Raw genomic sequence first — 16,058 nt, forward strand, 5'->3', positions numbered from 1 at the left:
GGCCAGTGTGCTGTTCAATCCGACAATTCGCGCAGGAAGACACCGATGTTGCGGAACACCTCGGCGATGCCGTCGCCGATGCCCTGCGCGATCTCGGACGCCGGGCCGGGGTTGGTGCCGATGTAGAAGATGATCAGGACGAGCACGATCCAGCCGACGGCTTTTTTCATGGGACCGGCTCCCTTCCCGGTGCGGGCGTCTGCCTACATGATCGTGGCACGTCGGCGCACGCGTTCGGCGCACTTTCACCCGCGCGGCGCGAAGAGCACCTGCGCATTTGTCCAGCAGACGGCTCGTAACCAGTCGTCGCCCAGCTCGAGCCGGGCCAGTGACTCCAGTTGGTGTTCGTACGGATACGGAATGTTGGGGAAGTCGCTGCCGAGCAGCACCTTGCCGGCCAGGCCGAGATCCCGTAGCCGCGGCCTCAGCGCGCGGGGGAACGGCGCCAGCTGCTCGAAGAAGTCCGTGAACGCCATCGTCGTGTCGAGCCGGACGCCGGCGTAGCGCTCGGCCAGCTCGAGAAAGCCTTCGTACTCGGGCGCGCCCGCGTGGGCGACGATGACGCTCAGCGAAGGATGGCGGGCCAGCACCTCGCCGATCGGCCCGGGCCCGGTGAAGCCGGCGGCCACCGGCCCGGAACCGGCGTGCACGACGACCGGGGCGCCGGCCTCGGCAAGCAGGCCCCATACCGCGTCCAGCTCCTCCAGGCGCGGGTCGAAGCCGCCCACCTGCAGGTGCAGCTTCCAGATCCGGGCGCCACGGTCCAGAGCCTCGCGCGCGTACGCCTCCACCCCCGCCTCGGGGAAGAAGGTGGCACTGGGCAGGCAGCCGGGCGTGCGCTCGGCGAAGGCGAGGGTCCAGTCGTTGAGGCCGGCCGCCATGACCGGGCGATGGGCGTACGCCAGGGCGCTGAACATCGTGACGCCGAGCCCGCGCAGCGTGTCGAGGCGCTCCTGCTCGGAGCCGCGATAGGTGATCGGCCACGGCTGCCCGATCACCGGTTCGGCCCGGTCGAAGTACTCCCAGACGCGGCGGTGCATGCGCGGCGGCAGGAAGTGCGTGTGCACGTCGGCGAGGCCGGGCAGCGCGAGGCGTTCGATCACCACGCCAGTCTAGGCGTTGACAGTCACTAGTAAATGACAGCTACTATCAAAAAATGTTGACTTCCACTTCGCGTTGGTACGCGCTCGCCGCCCTGGCGCTGAGCACGCTTGCGGTCGGCCTCGACACCACCGTGCTCAGCGTCGCGCTGCCCACCCTCGCCCGCGATCTCGACGCCACCACCGGCGACCTCCAGTGGTTCACCACCGCCTACCTGCTGGTCCTGGCGGCGGCGCTGCTGCCCGCAGGAGTGCTGGGCGACCGGCTCGGCCGCCGGCGCATGCTGATCGGCGCCCTCGTGCTCTTCGGCGCCGCCTCGGTCGCCTGCGCCTACGCCCAGACGTCGGGCCAGCTCATCGCCGCTCGCGCGGTGCTCGGCCTGGGCGCAGCCGTGATCATGCCGCTCTCCGGAGCCGTGCTCACCGTGCTCTTCCCGGCGGGGGAGCGGACCCGGGCCATGTCGATCTGGGTGACCGCGAGCGCGCTCGGCATCCCGCTCGGCCCGCTGCTGGGCGGCTGGCTGCTCGACAACTTCTGGTGGGGCTCGGTCTTCCTGATCAACGTGCCGGTCGTGGTGGCCGGCGTGCTCGCGCTGTCGCTCTGGCTGCCCGAGTCGCACGGCGCGCGCTCCCGTCTCGACCTGCCGGGAATCGTGCTCTCCGCGGCCGGGCTGGCCGGGGTCACGTACGGCATCATCGAGGCTGGCGAGCGCGGCTGGTCCGACGCCCGGTCGCTGATCACCATCGCGGCCGGAATCGCGCTGCTCGCCGGTTTCGTGCTGTGGCAGCGCCGCGCCGCCCACCCGCTGGTCGACCTGGCGCTGTTCCGCAACCGGGCCTTCACCGGCGGCGCTGTGCTGGCCACGGTGGCCAGCTTCGCGATGCTCGGCCTGCTGTTCTCGCTGCCGCAACTGTTCTCGGCGGTCGGCGGCCACGACGCGTTCGGCTCCGGGCTGCGGCTGCTGCCGGTCATCGGCGGCCTCGTCGTGGGCGCGCGGTTCGCCGAGAAGCTGGCCCGGCGGCTCGGGGCGCGGCTGGTCATCGCGGGCGGGCTCGGCCTGATCGCGGTCGCGTCGCTGCTCGGCGCGCAGACCACGGCGAGCACCGGCTACGGCTACGTCGCCGTCTGGATCACGATCACCGGGGTCGGGCTCGGGCTGACCATGCCGCCGGCGCTGGACGCGGCGCTGGGTGCGCTGCCGCCGGCCGGCAGCGGCGTCGGGAACGCGTTGCTGCAGGCGATGCGCCAGGTCGGCGGGGCGATCGGGGTGGCCGTGCTGGGGACGGTGCTGAACTCGGCGTACCGGGAACGCGTGCCCGCGGTGGCCGCCGACAGTGTCACCTCGGGTGTGGCGGTCGCGCGGCAAACCGGCGATGCGGGGCTCCTGGCCTCGGTGCGGGAGGCTTTCGCGTACGGGATGGAGAGGTCTCTGCTGGTGGCCGGGGCGCTCGCGCTGGCCGGGGTGGTGCTCGCGCTGACCGTCATGCCGAAGCGCGCCGCCGAGCCGCAGCCGGAGGTGCTGGCAGAATCACTGCTATGACCTCAGGGCTGCGGGAGCGGAAGAAGGCGAAGACGCGGGCGGCCATCCGCGACGCCGCGATGCGCCTGTTCACCGAGCACGGCTACGCCGCGACCACGGTGGAGCAGATCGCGGAGGCGTCCGAGGTCTCGCCGAGCACGTTCTTCCGGTACTTCCCGACCAAGGAGGACGTCGTCCTCACCGACGACTACGACCCGCAGATCCTCGCCGCGATCCGCGACCAGCCCGCCGAGACCCCGGTCGTCGAGGCGGTGCTGCTCGGCATGCGGGAGGTCTTCGACCGCTTCACCGAGGACGAGTGGGTCAGCGAGCGCCGCCGCCAGGAACTGTTCCGCACCGTGCCCGAGCTGAAGGCCCGCCAGCAGCAACAGACCCTCGACGCCGTCGACATGCTGGCCGGCGTGATCGCCGAGCGCCTCGGTGTGCCGGCCGACGACGCGGGCGCCCGGGCCCTGACCGGCGCGCTGGTCGGCGTCTTGCTGGCGTTCCTCTATCCGTCGCACACGGCCGGCTTTCAGCCCGACGACTTCGACCGGGTCAAGCGGGCCCTGATCAGCGTCCGCGAGCACCTGGCGCCCCTCGAGCCCTGAATCAGCCGGCATTTTCGATCATGGCGATTGAACGGGTCAGACCATCAAGACCTGGTCGGTGCTGGAGACGATCGTCTCGGTGGTCGGCTTCGCCTGCGTGACGGTGTTGAGCGTCTTCGTCTGACACCGTGGGGAACGTCGTCCGTTCGGTCGCTTTTGCCACCTGATCGGGAGCGCATCTTCGGGATGGAAACGTAGTTAACGAGCAATGTGCCTTACATCCGAAAAGCCGTCCGCCGTAGCCTGACCGTCGCCCTGGGGGCCGTCGTGATCGCCATCGGTGGCGCCGCGATCGCCGAGGTGGTCACCGGAGAGCCGGTGACCTCGCCATCGTTCAACGGCCCGGTGTACGCGGTGGCCTACCGCGGTTCGACCGTCTACGTCGGCGGCAACTTCACCAGCGCCGTCGTCGGCTCCAAGAGCTTTCCCCGTACGCGGCTGGCCGCGCTCGACGCCCGCACGGGCGCCCTCCTGGACTGGAAGCCGAGCGCCGACGCCAACGTGCGCGCGCTCGCCGTGGCGGGGGACGTGGTCTACGCGGCCGGGGACTTCGACACCGTCAACGGCACCGCCCGCGACGCCGTCGCCGGCCTCGGCGCGACCACCGGCCAGCTGACCGCCATGCGGCACACGGTGCTCGGCCAGCCCAACGCGCTCGCCACCGGCAACGGGCGCCTGTACGTCGGCGGCCGGATCACCGCCGTCGACGGGGCGCCGCGCGCCAATCTGGCCGCGTTCACCCTGTCCACCGGCGCCCTGGACGCCTGGGCGCCGACGACCGACGACATGGTCAACGCGATGGCCGTCACGGCCCGGCGGGTGTACATCGGCGGCCGGTTCCACCGCACGAACAACGTCGGCTCGACGCTTCGCCTGTCGGCCGTGGACCCGGTCACCGGGGCGCTCGACACCACGTTCACCGCCAAGCCGGTCTCTCAGGTGTTCGCGCTGGCCGCCGACCCGGCGGGCGTCTATGCGGCGCTCGGCGGTCAGGGCGGGCGCGCGGTGGCGTACGGCCCGAACGGCGCCACCCGATGGACGCGGGTTTTCGACGGTGACGCGCAGGCCATAGCGACGCTCGGCGGCACGGTCTACGTCGGCGGGCATTTCGACAAGGCGTGCACGACCACCAACAACGGCGTCAAGGGCGTCTGCACCGACGGCTCGGTGCCGCGCGGCAAGCTGGCCGCGATCGACGCGCAGGGCAACCTGCTGCCGTGGGCGCCGCAGGCCAACGGCGTGGCCGGCACCCGCCAGATCGCGACCAGCCCGGCCCTCGGCTCGATCAGCGCGGTCGGCGACTTCACCACGGTCGGCGCGACCTCGCGCAAGCGGTACGTGGCGTTCGCCGGCGTGACCCCGCGTGCGGAGTCGGCGCCGGCCGGCGGACCGGTGGCCTCGTACAACTTCGACTCGACGATCGCCGACGGCACCTTCGACGACGGCTCGGGCCACGGGCACCTGCTGCGCGCGGTGACCCGCAACGGCGGCAAGGTCGCGATGGAGCCGCACGGCTCGGGTCAGGCGATCACCTTCCCGCCCCGTTGCTCCGGGGCGTCGTGCCCCCGTCTGGTGCTGCAGGCCGAGGCCACGGACGACCTCAACCCACAGGCCCAGCCGCTGCGCTACGGCGCGAGCGTGCGCCTGGCCTCCCCGCCGGCCGGCGCTACGGGCCAGGACGGGCAGAACATCCTGCAGAAGGGCTACGCCGCGGCCGGTGGTCAGTACAAGCTTCAGGTGGACGGCGTCTCCGGCAAGCCCAGCTGCGTCCTGACCGGCCGTACGGGTGAGGGTTCGTCCATCGTCCGGAGCCGTACCTCCATCGCGGACGACGAATGGCACACCGTCGAATGCCGCCGCACCGGACCGACGCTGGCCATCGCCGTCGACGATCAGGTGCAGGCGACGGCGGCCGTGCCGGCGGCCCTGTCGATCGACTCCGAGCAGCCGTTCAGCCTGGGTGGCAAGGGTGTGGGCGCGAACAACGATCAGTTCCACGGCGCTCTGGACGACGTCTGGATCCACATCGGCTGACGCAATGGTCACTGAACGTCATGATCACTGTGGAGAGTTGACTATCCCACAAGGGACAATCTGTCCCTGAGCGGAGTGATGACCCCGGCGTACGGGTACTGATAGCCTTGCCCGCCGTTGTCTACTCAGCGTGAGGAGCTGACGAATGGCCAGCTGGATCTTGGTTCCCTGCCTGGTGAAGCTGCGCTCCGAGTTCAACGCGATCGCGCCCAGCCGTGACAAGGCCAGTGACGGTTCGGTCGGCGACGCGGCGCATCAGGACAGCCAGTCGGATCACAACCCCGACGAGACCGGCAACGTCCCGATCCGCGACGCCGACCGGGTCAACGAGGTGCACGCCATCGACGTCGACGTCAACCTGCGCGTGCCGGGGCTGTCGATGGAGAACGTCGTGCAGTTCCTGCTGACCCGGTGCCGCTCGGGCGCGGAGAAGCGGCTGCGCTACATCATCTACAACCGGCGCATCTGGTCGGCGAGCAACGGCTGGCGGCAGCAGAACTACACCGGCTCCAACCCGCACGACCACCATGCGCACTTCTCTTCCTCGTACACATCGGCCCACGAAGCCTCGACGGCTTCCTGGCATCTGGAGGACGTTCCCGTGGCACTCACCGCAGACGACAAGAAGTGGATTTCCGCGGAGATCGCCAAGCAGGTCAAGGCCCAGGTCGACGACATCTGGGCGTTCAACGTCGGCAAGGCGACCGGCAGCGCGTCGCAGCGGGCCGACGGCGCGCTGGTGACGGCCAACATCCGCGCCGGGGCGATCGCCAACGACTACCTGCCCAAGCTGCGCGACGCCGTCGAGCAGCTCTCGCAGCAGGTCGCCGACCTCAGCGACCAGGTCATGGCGAGCCGCTCTTCCTGACCTTTCCGGCCTCGGTGTCCTCGCCGCCACCGGGGTCTTCGTTCCCGCCGCCCGGGCCCTCGTTGCCGTCGCCCGGCGGCGTGGTCGAGGTCTCCGGGTCCTCGGGCGTGGTTTCCGGATCGTCGGGTTCCGACTCGCCCGGATCGGGAACGCTCGCGGTCTCCGTCACCGTCGGGGTCGGCGTATCCGGCGGCGGCGCCGGCTGGGTGCTTGTCCGGGACGGCGCCGGGGTGGTCGGGCGGTTCTGCGGCTTCGTCCCGGTCGTGGTGGCCGGCTTGTCGCCCGAGCCGACCGAGCCCTGCACCGAACCGGAGGGTGTGGTCGGGCCGGGGGCCTTGTTGTCCTGGTCGGCGAGCGCGAAGGCGATGGCCGCGATCGTCCCGGCCAGCACCAGCGCCCCCGCGCCGGCCAGCACGACCAGTTTGCGGCGCGGCCCGCCCGGCCCGGCCGGGCCGAGCGGTTCGGCCAGCGTCGTCGGGGTCGGTACCGCGCCGTAGCGGGGAGCAGCCAGGATCGCGGTCGTGTCCCCGCCCGAGACGGCCCGGTCGGCCGCCTCGGCCATCGCCGCCGCGGTGGGGAAGCGGTCGGCCGGGTTCTTGGCCATGGCTCGCACGACCACGGCCCGTACGGCCGGTGGCACGTCCTCGGGCAGGTCGGGCGGCGGCTCGCTGAGGTGCTGCATCGCGATGGCGATCGGGTTGTCGCCGGTGAACGGCGGGTGCCCGGCCAGGCAGTGGAACGCGACCACGCCCAGCGCGTAGATGTCGGCCGGCGGCCCGGTCGTCTCCTTCGAGACCTGCTCGGGCGCGATGTACATCGCCGTGCCCACGACCTCGCGGGCGCCGGTCAGCGTCGACGAGCCGGCCGAGCGGGCCACCCCGAAGTCGACCAGCACCACGGCGCCGTCGTCCTTGATGATCAGATTGCTCGGCTTCACGTCGCGGTGCACGATGCCGGCCTCGTGCGCGGCCTCGAGCGCGCGGGCCGCCTGCGCGACCACGGACATCGTCTCGGCCGCGGTGAGCCGGCCCCGCTCGGCGATCCGCTCGGTCAGCGGCTGGCCGTCGATCCGCGCCATCACGATGTACGCGTCGGTGCCGTCCGCGGTCTCGCCGAAGTCGTAGACGTCGGCCACCCCCGGGTGGTGCAGCGCCGCCATCGACCGGGCCTCGTGCCGGAACCTCTCCTGGAAGCCCGGATCACCCGCCCGGTCGGCGTGCAGCGTCTTCACCGCGACGTCGCGGCCGAGCACCGTGTCGGTGGCCCGCCAGACCTCGCCCATGCCGCCGGCCGCGATCCGGTCGTCCAGCCGGTAGCGGTCACCGATCAACTCTCCTGGGGATGGCATGCCACCTCCTCTGCCCATTCGCCGATCAGAACATACGCGGCAGTCCAACGATCACGGTCAACGTCCGGGAACGGGCGCGGAGCTGAGATCGCCCGTGCGGTGGATCGTCTGCCACTCGAGGCGGCGCCCGGTGAGCGCGGACAGCGCCGAATGCAGCAGCACAACATACATCACCTGGCGGTAGACGATCTGCTGCAACGGCAGGCTCCACAGCGGCCGCAGCGCCTCGTGGTCGAGGCGGAACGCCAGCACCGCGGTCAGCACCTGCACGACCAGCATGGCCAGCCAGCCGATCACGGTGACCTCGCGGTCGAGGAAAAGGAGGCCGTAGATCGCCATCAGGTCGACCAGCGGCGCCAGCAGCGGCAGCAGCACGCTGAACAACGCGATGAAGAGCAGGCCGCGGCGGCCGAACCGGCCCGAGGCGCCCCGGTCGAGAACCGCCCGGCGGTGCTTCCACATCGACTGCATCGTGCTGTAGCTCCACCGGTACCGCTGGCGCCACAACTGCCGGACGGTGGCCGGCGCCTCGGTGTAGGCCCGCGCCGACTCCTCGTAGACCACCCGCCACCCGGCCCGGTGGATCGCGAACGTCAGGTCGGTGTCCTCGGCCAGCGTGTCCGTGCTCAAGCCGCCCGATCCGGTCAGCGCCTCGCGGCGGAACGCCCCGAGCGCCCCGGGGATCGTCGGGATGCAGCCGAACGTGTCGTACAGCCGCCGGTCCAGGTTGAACCCGATCACGTACTCGATGTGCTGCCACCGGCCGATCAGCCCGCGCCGGTTGCCTACCTTGACGTTGCCCGCGACCGCCCCCACCCGCGGGTCGGCGATCGGCTGCACCAGCCGGTGGATCGCGTCCGGCTCGACCACGGTGTCGGCGTCCACCATGACCACCAGGTCGTGCAGGGACAGGGCGACCCCGGCGTTGAGCGCGCCGGCCTTGCCGCCGTTGGGGATGCGCACGACCCGGACGTTGCCGAGCCGCAGATCCCGTACGGCGTCGGCCGTGCCGTCGGTCGAGCCGTCGTCGACCACCAGCACCTCGACGCCGGGATGGGCCGAGACGGCGAGCGAGCGCACCGCGGGCCCGATTGTCTTCTCCTCGTTGTACGCGGGCACGACGACGGTGACCGGCGAGGTCACCGGCAACCCCCACGACCAGTCCGGTCCCCGGCGGTGCCGCGAGTGCCGCCACGCGAAGGCGAACAGGATCAGCGTGCTGATCACGATCAACGCGCCCGCCGTGATCAGCAGGATCCACAGCGCGGCCAGCACGGCGTCGGCCACCCGCACGGTCCGCACCAGCGCCCGTCCGCGCCAGACCGCGTCGCCGGCGGCGGGCGGGTTGATCCGGCCCCCGATCGCCGCGCTCACCGTGCTGAACCGGTAGCCGCGCTTCTGCAGCTGGGGGATGAGCCGGTCGAGGGCGGCGACGGTCTGCGAGCGGTCGCCGCCGGCGTCGTGCAGCAGCACGATCTGCCCGGTATCGCCCTCGGGCGTCAGGTTACGGACGATGGCGTCGGCCCCGGGCCGCTTCCAGTCCTCGCTGTCCATCGTGTCGAGCACGGTCAGGTAGCCCTGCCCGCCGACCGCCCGCACGGTCTGCCAGTCCTTGTCGGTCAGCGCGTCCGCGAACGACGAGTAGGGCGGGCGCATCAGCCGGGTCGCCCGGCCGGTGGCGTGGGCGATCGCCAGCTGGGTCTGCGAGTTCTCCAACTCGCGCCGCCACTCGGACAGCCCGGCCAGATCGGGGTGGGTGAAGGTGTGACCGCCCAGCTCGTGGCCCTCGCGGGCGATTCGCGCGGTCAGGTCCGGGTGCCGCGCCACCTGCGAGCCGACGACGAAGAAGGTGGCCGGCGCGTGGTGCCGGGCCAGCACGTCGAGGATCTTGGGCGTCCACCGCGGATCGGGCCCGTCGTCGAAGGTCAGCGCGATCGTCTTGGCGGGCATCCCGTACGTCCGCACCTCGCCCCCGCCGGTCAGGTCGATCACCGGCCCACCCTCGCGGACCGCTCGGGGCACCTCGGTGTCGGCCGTCCCGGCCGGGGTCGTCCCGTCCGGGCTGAAGCCGGCATCCGTGTAGACCTCGACCAGCACCACGGTCGCCAGCAGCAACAGCACCGTGAGCCCGAGCGCGCCCGCGAACACCCGCCGCCGCCGGATCCGCCGCCGGCGTCGCAGCGGCGGCAGCAGAGACGTCGACTCCGCCGGGTCGTGCGGCGGCGGGGCGGACCGGTCGACCGTCACCGCGGGCAGCTCGCGGCGCTCGGGCACGGCGCGGGGGCCGGAGGCCGGGCCGGCTCGAGCAGTTGAGTCACCCAGATGGTGAGCAGGGCCAGAACCAGCAGGACCCCGATCGCGTACGCCGTGCGGCGCACCCACCGCCGCCGGCCTCCGGAGGGATCCACGAACACGGGCGGTGCTGCCGGCCCGCCCACCTCGAACGCCTCCGTCCGGGCGTGCTCGGGCAGCGGGGCCTTCCCGACAGCGCGCCCGACCCGGGCCCGTCCCCGGGACCGGCGGCCGACGGGCGCTCGACCGATGTTCGGCTCCTCCGCCACACATCGGCGGTAGAAGACGTACGGAGGATGCGCACTTCCGCCGGCGCTCGCCCTCCTGTTCGGGCCGCCTGCTCCCGCCCGGCGGCTTCGTCAGACGGTGACCAGGCCGCGCTCGATCAGGCTGCGACCGGCGGCGATGACGGCCTCCTGGGCCGGGCGCGGCGTCCAGCGCAGCACCCGGCGCGCCTTCTCGCTGGACATTCGCCGGGCGTAACCGAGATCGGGCCGGACCGCCGCCGGCGCCTGATCGTCGGGCAGGACGCCGGTCGGCACCCGCTTCGCGGCGTCGCCGAGGTGCTCCCGCAGGATGGCGCCGATCCGCTCCATCGGGATGGCCGGGCCGTCGGACACCAGGAAACGCTGCCCGGCCGCGCCGTCGGCGGTCAGGGCGGCGACGTGGGCGCTCGCCACGTCCCGGACGTCGACGATCGGGAACCACAGATCGAGCAGGGCCGGCATCTGCCCGTCGAGCATCCGCCGCACGATCTGGTTCGCGCCGGAGATCTGGGCGCCGAGCACCGGCCCCATCACGGCCACGGGCAGGATCGTGACCAGCTCGGTCGAGCCGCCCTCGGCCGCCACGAAGTCCCACGCGGCCCGCTCGGCCAGGGTCTTGCTGCGGCCGTAGGCGTCGGTGCCGGGCCCGTCGAGCACGGTCCAGTCCCGCTCGGTGAAGACGTGGTCGTCGTGCGGGTGCCCCCACCCGACGGCGTGGAAGGCGGAGGTCAGCACGACCCGCCCCACCCCGGCGTCACGGGCGGCCCGCAGGACGCGCAGCGTGCCCTCACGGGCCGGGACGATCAGGTCGTCCTCGTTCTCGACCCGGCCCGGCGCGACCGGCGAGGCCACATGCAGCACGTGGTCGCAGCCCCGGACGGCCTCGGCCCAGCCGTCGTCGCCGAGCAGGTCGGCCTCGGCGAAGCCGACCCCCGCGAAGTCGGGTGTGCGGCTCAGCGAGCGCACCGTCGTGCGGACGTCGTACCCCTGGTCGAGGAGCTGGAGAATGCAGTGCCCGGCGATGAAGCCGGACCCGCCGGTGACGAGAACAGTGGTCATGCCGACCATGGTTGCCCGGCCGCCCGCGGACAGGCAGGGGTCCGGTAGACCCCCGCACGCGGCCCGGCACCGGCCTACCGTTGGTCAGATGACCGAACAGTGGCAGCTGGGGGCATTCCTGCGAGCCCGGCGCGCGCTGGTGACCCCCGACGATGCCGGCCTGCCCGCGGTGGGTGTGCGCCGAGTGCCCGGCCTGCGCCGCGAGGAGGTCGCGATGCTGGCCGGGATCAGCGCCGACTACTACCTGCGCCTGGAACGCGGCCGCGGCCGCCACCCGTCGGTGCAGGTGCTCGAATCGCTGGCCCGCGTCCTCCGCCTCGACGACGACGCCCGCGCCCACCTGCTGAGCCTGGGCGCGGAACGTCCTCGCCGTCCCCGCCCCCCGCGCCGCCGCGAGGTCGTGCCACCGAGCACGGCCGCCCTGGTCGCGCAGCTGCCGTGGCCCGCCTTCGTCGAGGGCCGCTTCATGGACGTCCTGGCAGCCAACCCCCTCGCCACGGCCCTTTCACCCCGCATCGTGACCGGTGCCAACCGGCTGCGCGACGTGCTGCTCGACGAGGGCGAACAGGCCCTGATCCCCGACTGGCAGGCGGCCGCGGCCACGATGGTGGCCCACCTGCGCGAGTCAGCCGGCGCCGACACCGACGATCCGCGCCTGGTGGAGCTGGTCGGGGAGCTTTCGGTGGCCAGCCCCCTCTTTCGTCGTTTGTGGGCCCGCCACGACGTACGCCATCGAGGCGGTGCTGCTGTGTCCTTCGACCACCCCTCCGTCGGCAAACTGACCCTGCACCGGGAGAAGCTGCACGTCAGCGACACCGACGGGGTGATGTTGGTCGTCTATCACCCTGAGGCCGGGACGGTCGATGCTGAGAAGTCGGCGGTGCTCGGCTCGGCGACTGTGCCTCGGTGATCTGGTTCTGCGCGTCATGATCCTGCGATGAGGGCTGATGCCGGGTTCGGATAGGTCTTGGCCGGGCGGGTCGGCGCTGGTGCGGTAGTCGTCGGCGGTGTGTGGGTGGTTGGGGTGCTGGCCAGGCGGTGTGTCGTTGTGGTGGGGGTGGGTGCGGCCGGGTGACGGTGTGTGGGTGGTGGGGCTGATCGCCAGGTGGTGTGTCGTTGTGGTGGGGGTGGGTGCGGCCGGGTGACGGTGTGTGGGTGGTGGGGCTGATCGCCAGGCGGTGTGTCGTCGTGGTCGGGGTGGGTGCGGCCGATGACCGTGCGTCGGTGGTTCGAGCCACCGGCAAGCGGCGAGGCATCGTGGTTGCGATGGTTAACGACAAACACGCCGTGGTGCTTCTACTTTCGCTCTTTCGATCGGCGCGCTTCGGTGGATGCGCATCTTGCGTGGCCGTGCGTCCGGTGATTATTGACCGGTTAGCAGAATGTGCCTGTCCGTGTTCAATTTTGATGCACCCTTCGGCTTCTCGCTCGCCATGCGTTACTAATAAACCATCACCGGTCGATACGCTCACATGTTGAGAGGGCAGGCGGGCAGGCGAGAGCGCCGAGACCCAATGCGCCCGGATTGAGACCGTCGTGGCCACCCCTGCCGCTGCATGATCTGAATGGGCAGGTGGGCAGGCACGAAGCCAGCTATCCCAGCCGTCCAGCCGTCCAGCCGTCCTGCCAGCCAGTCGTCCAGCCCGGTGGCCAGCCAGCCAGCCGTCCAGCCAGCCAGCCGTCCAGCCAGCCGTCCAGCCAGCCGTCCAGCCAGCCGTCCAGCCAGCCGTCCAGCCAGCCAGCCGTCCAGCCAGCCGTCCAGCCAGCCGTCCAGCCAGCCAGCCGTCCAGCCAGCCGTCCAGCCAGCCAGCCGTCCAGCCAGCCCGGTGGCCAGCCAGCCGTCCGGTGGCCAGCCAGCCCGGCGGCCAAGCAGCTTGGCGGCCAGCAGGCAGGCAGGCAGGCAGGCAGCTTGGCTTGCTGATCTTCTGCGCGCAGGTGGCCGCCCTCGAGAGAACGGATAAGTGACAAAATCGTAGCCAGCCGCTTCGTCGGCGACGATCAAAAATGTTAGTCGAGTGGCTGACTAATAGTCCAACTTTGGCATGATCAATAGGCCCCGCTGGCACCCATCTCGATAGCCGACGCGGGACAATATAGGCATGCGGCAGCTACAGTTGTTCAATTCGGCAGAGTTGGCAAAAATGCGTGACCGGACCCGGCGCCGAAACTACTCGCCCGCAGGTGAGGAGTTTCGCCGCGAACACGAGCGGCACCGCGCCTGGGGCCTTCAACAAAGGCACGCCGCCAAGCTGAGCCGTCTGCGCCGCGCCGCCGCCGCCGCGTCGGAGCGGAGCGACTGGCCCGAGTCCTCGACCAGCCCCGCGGCTCACCAACCCACGTCAGCGCCAGCACCAACGCCGCGGCCAGCCGAGCCAGTAGCTGCTTCCTCTGTGGCGCAAGTGGAACCGGTCGTTGTCTCGTCTGTGCCGCTCCCTTTCGTCGGGCCGGTCGCCGCGCCCTCCGCACCGATCGACTGCGCTGACGCTGTCACCGGCATGGCGTCCGAAACCGGCGATGCCCGCCACGCCCCCGGGCCAGCAGCTCGCCGACCCCGGCATGCTCCCAGCGCCGGCTGGCTGCACCGAGCCCGGGCTGGCCACACCGAGCTCCGGCCAGACTGCACTTGCCACCCCGAGTTTCGGCACGCCGGCGACCTGTCCTGCCACTGTCACCCGCACGAACGGCAGCATCCCGCCCCCAGGGGTCGAGAAGGCGGCGTTGCGGTTCGGCTGGTCGCAGTCATCTCGCGTGCTACGCGTCCGGCCCGGGGCGCGCGAGTCGGCGGGCTTTGCGGTTCGGCTGGCTGTCGCCGCCGTGCGAGCGGTGGCATCCGGCCCGGCGTCCGGCATGGGGTGCGACGGGGGGCCTCGTGGTGTGTCCGGTCATCGTTGGTGGACTGCTGGCGGCATGCGGCTGCGGGTTTGGGGCTTGGAGTTGTGCCTGGCTGTCGCCGCCGTGCGAGCGAGGGCATCCGGTCCGGTATTGGGCGCGGGTGCGACGGTGGGCTTCGTGGATTGCCCGATCACAGCTGCTCGGCGGCCGGCGGCATCCGGCGGCGGTGTGGGGCGTGGGCGTGGGCGTCCGTCCGGTCATTGCCGCTTGGTGGTCGGCAGTCTCGAAGCGGGGGTTCGCCCAGCCACGCTGCCCAGCCACGCTGCCCAGCCACGCTGGGCGGCCACGCTGCTCGGCCACGCGACCGGCGACCGGGGATCTGTCTGGTCGTCCGTGCTTCGGAACGCGGGTGTTGTGCCGGCAGTCGTGGTTCGGCGAGATGTGATAGGACCGCCCCACCAATAAGGAGGGCGGTCCTCAGTGACGCCAGGTCGGCCAACTTGCTTCGGGCCACGGGGTTCGAGGCTTGAGTATCCGCTGGTCGTTGGCCTGGCGGATCACTTGATCAGGTAGTTGCTGTGGGCGGGGCGGGGCGGGGCGGGGCGGGGCGGGGACCTCCGGCGGAAACTCGCGGGGGACTCTTTCGACTCGTTCTCAGGAGGTGGAGTGGACGGCCTCGGCCTGGGCTGCTGGGAGCTGACTTGTTTCGCGGCGGGGGAGCCATAGAGCTACCACTGCGCCGGCGGCGACGATCAGGGCGCCGACTATGACGGCGGGGCGGAGGCCGTCTACGAAGGACTGGTGGGTGCTGTAGCCGCCGTAGGAGCTGAAGATTGAGGCCAGTACGGCTACTCCGGCGGCTACGCCGGCTTCGCGGATCGTGTTGTTGACGCCGGAGGCTACGCCTCGATCGGTGTCCTTGACGCTGGCCAGGGCTACCGTGCTGATCGGGGCGAACGTCAGGCCCATGCCGATGCCGGCCAGGGCGAAGGCGAAGACCAGGCTGCCGTACGTCACGTCGGGGCCGGTGGCCAGGCCTATCCAGAGGATGCCTGCGGCCAGGAAGAGCTGGCCTGTGAAGATCAGGGCGCGCTGGCCGATGCGGTCGCCGAACAGGCCGGCGAGGGGGGCGACGATCATCGGGGCGGCTGTCCAGGGGAGTGTGCGCAGGCCGGCGTCCAGCGGGCTGAGGCCCTGTACCACCTGGAAGAACTGGGCCAGCAGGAAGACTGAGCCGAACGCGCCTGCCGAGAACGTCAGGGTTACCGCGTTGACCAGGCTGAAGGCGCGGGAGCGGAACAGGCGCAGCGGCAGCATGGGGGCGGGATTCCTTGCCTGCCAGGCGAGGAATGCTGCCAGCATGGCGCCGCCGGCGATCAGCATGGTCAGGACGCGGGCGGAGGTCCAACCGCGTTCGGGGCCGTCCACCACGCCCCAGATGACCAGCAGCATGCCTGCGGCCGAGAGCACCAGGCCCAGCGGGTCCAGGCGGCGGGCGCCGCCGCGGGACTCGTCGAGCACCGTCAGGGCCAGCACGACCGCGAGCACGCCGATGGGCACGTTCAGCCAGAAGATCCAGTGCCAGTCGAGGCCCTCGACCACCGCGCCGCCTACGACCGGGCCTACCGCTACGCCCAGGCCGCTGATGCCGCCCCAGATGCCTACGGCGGCCGTTCGCAAGCGGTCGGGCACGGCCTCGGCCAGCAGGGTCAGGGCCAGGGGAGCTACCGCGGCGCCGCCCAGGCCCTGGACGGCCCGGGCCGCGGTGAGCTGCCAGGACTCGGTGGCCAGGGCCGCTGCGGCGGAGGCCAGCGTGAAGACGATCAACCCGGCCACGAACATCCGGCGGCGGCCGATGCGGTCGCCCAGTGCGGCCGCGGTGAGCAGGAAGGCGGCGAACGGCAGGGTGTACGCGTTCACGAACCACTGGAGGTCGGTCAGCGAGGCGCCCAGGTCGGTGCGGATCACCGGCAGCGCCGTGCTCACGACCAGGTTGTCCAGCGTGACCATGAAGGTCGGGATGCCGACGGCGGCCAGGACCCAGCCCAGCGGGCGGGTGCGGCGCCGGGGCGCCGCGGCGGGCGCCTCTTGTACGGCGGTCATCAGGTCCCCCTAGTTGTTATTCACT

At 71.5% G+C, this 16,058-nt stretch carries 13 protein-coding genes; 5 read left to right on the forward strand and 8 right to left on the reverse strand.

Annotated features, from left to right (window positions below; translation table 11 throughout):
• Positions 1-14: 14 nt before the first annotated feature.
• On the reverse strand, positions 15-170 hold the full coding sequence (locus LXN57_RS18455) for a hypothetical protein (RefSeq protein ID WP_251799409.1): 156 nt from the start codon (positions 168-170) through the stop codon (positions 15-17).
• A 75-nt stretch (positions 171-245) separates the two neighbouring features.
• On the reverse strand, positions 246-1,106 hold the full coding sequence (locus LXN57_RS18460; protein WP_438872889.1) for an amidohydrolase family protein: 861 nt from the start codon (positions 1,104-1,106) through the stop codon (positions 246-248).
• A 50-nt stretch (positions 1,107-1,156) separates the two neighbouring features.
• On the opposite strand from LXN57_RS18460, the gene LXN57_RS18465 reads away from it, so the two are divergent.
• The 4 genes from LXN57_RS18465 to LXN57_RS18480 all read left to right on the forward strand — a co-directional run bounded on the left by LXN57_RS18465 (position 1,157) and on the right by LXN57_RS18480 (position 6,133).
• Positions 1,157-2,641, forward strand: a complete 1,485-nt coding sequence (locus LXN57_RS18465; protein ID WP_251799411.1) for a DHA2 family efflux MFS transporter permease subunit — start codon at positions 1,157-1,159, stop codon at positions 2,639-2,641.
• Positions 2,638-3,231: a TetR family transcriptional regulator gene (locus LXN57_RS18470; protein ID WP_251799412.1), complete on the forward strand. Its 594-nt coding sequence runs from the start codon at positions 2,638-2,640 to the stop codon at positions 3,229-3,231. The genes LXN57_RS18465 and LXN57_RS18470 overlap by 4 nt, the downstream gene beginning before the upstream one ends.
• A gap of 210 nt (positions 3,232-3,441) precedes the next feature.
• Positions 3,442-5,265, forward strand: a complete 1,824-nt coding sequence (locus tag LXN57_RS18475; protein WP_251799413.1) for a LamG domain-containing protein — start codon at positions 3,442-3,444, stop codon at positions 5,263-5,265.
• 145 nt (positions 5,266-5,410) lie between these two features.
• Positions 5,411-6,133: a hypothetical protein gene (locus LXN57_RS18480; RefSeq protein WP_251799414.1), complete on the forward strand. Its 723-nt coding sequence runs from the start codon at positions 5,411-5,413 to the stop codon at positions 6,131-6,133.
• Here the strand turns inward: LXN57_RS18480 and LXN57_RS18485 are convergent.
• The 4 genes from LXN57_RS18485 to LXN57_RS18500 all read right to left on the reverse strand — a co-directional run bounded on the left by LXN57_RS18485 (position 6,111) and on the right by LXN57_RS18500 (position 11,098).
• Entirely contained in the window at positions 6,111-7,481 is a 1,371-nt protein-coding gene (locus LXN57_RS18485) for a serine/threonine-protein kinase (protein ID WP_251799415.1), read from the reverse strand. The two genes, LXN57_RS18480 and LXN57_RS18485, sit on opposite strands and share 23 nt — an antisense overlap.
• A gap of 57 nt (positions 7,482-7,538) precedes the next feature.
• Positions 7,539-9,728 carry a bifunctional polysaccharide deacetylase/glycosyltransferase family 2 protein gene (locus LXN57_RS18490; RefSeq protein WP_251799416.1) on the reverse strand — a complete coding sequence of 730 codons (2,190 nt, stop codon included), beginning with the start codon at positions 9,726-9,728 and terminating at the stop codon, positions 7,539-7,541.
• Positions 9,725-10,042, reverse strand: a complete 318-nt coding sequence (locus LXN57_RS18495; protein ID WP_251799417.1) for a hypothetical protein — start codon at positions 10,040-10,042, stop codon at positions 9,725-9,727. Before LXN57_RS18495 ends, LXN57_RS18490 begins: the two co-directional genes overlap by 4 nt.
• Before the next feature lie 90 nt (positions 10,043-10,132).
• Complete coding sequence (locus LXN57_RS18500) at positions 10,133-11,098, reverse strand: SDR family oxidoreductase (protein WP_251799418.1); 966 nt, start codon at positions 11,096-11,098, stop codon at positions 10,133-10,135.
• Positions 11,099-11,186: 88 nt separating this feature from the next.
• Here LXN57_RS18500 and LXN57_RS18505 point away from each other — a divergent pair, with 88 nt between their 5' ends.
• Positions 11,187-12,008, forward strand: coding sequence for a helix-turn-helix transcriptional regulator (locus LXN57_RS18505; protein WP_251799419.1), 822 nt, complete (start codon positions 11,187-11,189; stop codon positions 12,006-12,008).
• Between the two features lie 558 nt (positions 12,009-12,566).
• Here the strand turns inward: LXN57_RS18505 and LXN57_RS18510 are convergent.
• Positions 12,567-13,100: a hypothetical protein gene (locus LXN57_RS18510; protein ID WP_251799420.1), complete on the reverse strand. Its 534-nt coding sequence runs from the start codon at positions 13,098-13,100 to the stop codon at positions 12,567-12,569.
• Between the two features lie 1,484 nt (positions 13,101-14,584).
• Positions 14,585-16,033 (reverse strand): DHA2 family efflux MFS transporter permease subunit, encoded by a 1,449-nt coding sequence (locus tag LXN57_RS18515; protein ID WP_251799421.1) that lies wholly within the window; start codon positions 16,031-16,033, stop codon positions 14,585-14,587.
• Between the last annotated feature and the right edge of the window lie 25 nt (positions 16,034-16,058).

It is taken from the genome of Paractinoplanes hotanensis, from assembly GCF_023717965.1.
Classification (GTDB): Bacteria; Actinomycetota; Actinomycetes; order Mycobacteriales; family Micromonosporaceae; genus Actinoplanes; species Actinoplanes polyasparticus.